3 protein-coding genes are annotated in these 3,143 nt (G+C 58.3%); 1 reads left to right on the forward strand and 2 read right to left on the reverse strand.

Going from position 1 to position 3,143, the window contains the following annotated elements; genetic code table 11:
• Positions 1 to 522, forward strand: a 522-nt coding sequence (locus tag ACOMD9_RS21000; protein WP_421417964.1) for an EAL domain-containing protein, incomplete at its 5' end; no start/stop codon positions are given.
• Positions 523 to 565: 43 nt separating this feature from the next.
• On the opposite strand, the gene ACOMD9_RS21005 is transcribed toward ACOMD9_RS21000, so the two are convergent.
• Together ACOMD9_RS21005 and ACOMD9_RS21010 are read right to left on the reverse strand one after the other, a co-directional pair.
• Positions 566 to 907: a tryptophan synthase subunit beta like protein gene (locus ACOMD9_RS21005; protein WP_421417966.1), complete on the reverse strand. Its 342-nt coding sequence runs from the start codon at positions 905 to 907 to the stop codon at positions 566 to 568.
• A gap of 186 nt (positions 908 to 1,093) precedes the next feature.
• A partial coding sequence (locus tag ACOMD9_RS21010; RefSeq protein WP_421417967.1) for an immunoglobulin-like domain-containing protein occupies positions 1,094 to 3,143 on the reverse strand: 2,050 nt, incomplete at its 5' end.

Raw genomic sequence — 3,143 nt, forward strand, 5'->3', positions numbered from 1 at the left:
CTCGACCTGGCCGTGGCCCGCACGGCGATCCAGGACATCAACCAGCGCGGCAAGCCGGTAGGGATCAACCTGTCACCGGCCTCGATCCGCGATTCGCACTTCGTGATGGCGTTGCGCGCCCTGATCAACTCGCACCACGAGGCCGCCGGCCAGCTCTGGCTGGAGATGCCCGAGTCCATGGCGATTCACGACCTGGCCAGCTTCCGCAGCTTCTGCCGGGAACTGCAGCCGCTGGGCTGCCGGATCGGCCTGGAGCACGTGGGCGGGGAGTTCAAGCGCATCGCCGACCTTCACGACCTGGGGCTGGCCTACCTCAAGATCGACGTTGCGCTGGTCAGGGGGGTCGACCGGAGCCCGGAGCAGCAGACCATCCTGCGCGGCATGGCGACGCTCTGCCATTCGCTGGGGATCCTGGCCATCGCCGAGGGTGTCGAGTCGCTGGAGGAGTCCAGGGTGCTGTTCGAGCTGGGCATGGATGGCGTCACCGGCCCCGGCATTCGCCAGAACGACCGGCCCGCCTGAGGCGGCGGGCCGGTCGGATGCTGCTGCGAGGGCGCGGCATCACCTAGATGACGCCGTCCTCCTCCTCGTCCGCCCCCGACATCAGTCTCAGGCCGTTGAGCCGCCGGCGCAGCGACTGGCGCTCCATCACCTTCTGCTGGGCCGGCTCGGGCAGGTCGGTGAAGCTGATCACGCCCTTGTCCATCAGCACCTCGATCACGTCCTCCAGCACGCGCACGAAGGCCAGGTCCGAGGCCTGGAAGTGCGCCTCGCCCTGATGCCCCTCCCCTTCCATCAGGAACGACAGCAGCTCCGGTGAATCCGCGGCCAGGTACTCCCGGCAGTCGGGTGTCGCCTCCCGGCTGACCAGCTCGATGCGGCCGTCGTCGTCGCGCTTGATGTACATGGGTGTCTCCACAGAAGCCTCTTGCCTGCCATCATAGGGCAGACCGGCCGGAGGTGCATGGGGATATGTCGCGTAACGAGGACCACCCGAGGAGGAAGGCATCCGTCAGGGGCTGCACGCCGTGCCTGAAGCGCCCGAAAGCAAGCGCCCGGCAAGGCCGGGCGCTCGGTGGGGGAAGACGTTGTATCACTCGATATTGAGGTTCAGCTCATCCAGATCCCCGGTGAAGTCCTTGAGGAAGATCTGCTGATCGGCCAGATCGACATCGGGTGACTCACCGAAGGCACCTTCGGTGCTCACATAGAGGATGGAATTGCCATCCCCGTCGCTCTCGAGATGCAGATACCGGCCGATATCACCTTCGTCCTCCCCTTCCTGAAGGAGCGATCGAAACTCGAGGGAATCACCTTCGCCGGTGCTGAAATCCATGACGTTGTCGATCGCGGGCTGTTCAGTCGTCCCCTGATGGCTTGCTTCTTCGCTGAAGTCCCAGATAAAGGTATCCGCACCGGCACCACCATACATGGTGTCGTTGCCGGCTCCACCGATGATCAGGTCGTCACCATCGCCACCTGAAATGAGATCGTCACTGCTCGACCCCTGCAAGATATCATTGCCTGAGGTCCCTTCCAGCAATTCACCATCAGGACTCGAAGTGAACTCCCACTCCACTGAAGCCGTATCACCATCGCCATCCGTAATAACGGCTTCAAGCCCTATTGTGGCAGACTCACCTGTCTGAATAGTTGTGATACTGGCGCCGGACACTCCGAAACCATTTCCGGCATCACTCTCCGCGCTGATGTGTACTGAGTCAAAGACCTGATCTGATGAGACCGTCCAGGTACCATCGTCATTCTCAGTGGCGGTAAATGAACCATCGAGCTTTTCACCATCACGCCAGAGCTCGAATGTCGGCACCTCACCCTTGTTGGGATCAAGGCCCCAGAAGCTGAATGTGATAGCGTTTGATTCCAGAAGAGTGGCTCCACCGGATGGTTCTTCAAGCGACTTCCCATCAGAGGATTCCGACCATCCCTCCCCATCGAAGAATTCCAGAATCAGGACTTCGGAAGGATCATCGATGGTACTCCCCTGAGAAACACCGAGAGCATTGTTATTGTAATTTACCGTATCACCTTCTGCCACACTTGCCTTGATGACAATCGAGCCAGACCCCCCGACAGTTTCAGCATCGGTGAAGTACGCGGGATCACCCGTGTTACCACCCCCGAAGCCAGTATCATTGGAAAAACCAACCTCGATTGTCTCAGCCTGGACACCGTTTATCGGCTGATACTGATGGAATGTATAGGTACCGTCACCGTTATAGACAACGGAGAACACAACGACCTCATTGTCCCCTTCGCCATGATAAGCATCTATCGATCCATCACCATTATCGCGATAAAGAAGCTCATTTCCATCTGATGTCATTCGTTGGTCCGTGCCGGAGTGCACCCAGTGCGAACCATCATTGCTTCCGGAAATCTGGACAGTGCCGTTCTGAAAGTCAGCACCAAAAGTGAATGGAATCTCATCGGTGAGCTCCGATCCCACTTCATGAATCATGGCGGCATCACGAACCGGCTCGACATGCGGCCCATCATCATTGATGTCGATCACCAGAGTGGACTCTTCCGACTGCGACCCATCATGATCCGTCACGCGCACATCGAACAGATCCTGTACCTGGTCGGCTTCACCGGTCAGATCGACTTGGTCATGATCCAGAGTATTGCCGTCCAGCACATAGGTCCAACTGCCATCCTGATTTACTGTCAATGTGCCATAGTCACCCATCACACTAGTGCCATCTTCCGTGACACTGATCCAGTTACCATCCTTGTCCTTCACTTCGATAAAATCCAGGTCATCCGCACCAGTATCAATCGTGAAACTTCCTGTTGCAGTGGTAGAACCACCACCGCTTCCTTCTGGCAGTGCTGATTCCCAGACGGTTCCGTCGTCCACTGTCAGTACGGGTACAGAATCGATGACCATTGTACTTGTAGACTCACCTGCCACCAGGTTTTCGTAATTCCCTCCCTGTGTCGTGTCAACAGAGAACTCAACCAACTCATCACCGTCAGCGACATTAGGTGCATCAAAGGTCACGCTGCCTTCGGTGGCACCGGCCAGGATGGTGATCTGCTCGCCGTTGTTCAGGGTGATCACCAGGTCGGTCTCGGGGGCGTGGTCCACCGTGGCGGTGACGGTGATCTCCTCGGCCTCG

Origin of the sequence: Halomonas terrestris, from assembly GCF_049166755.1 — a bacterium.
GTDB lineage: Bacteria > Pseudomonadota > Gammaproteobacteria > Pseudomonadales > Halomonadaceae > Halomonas.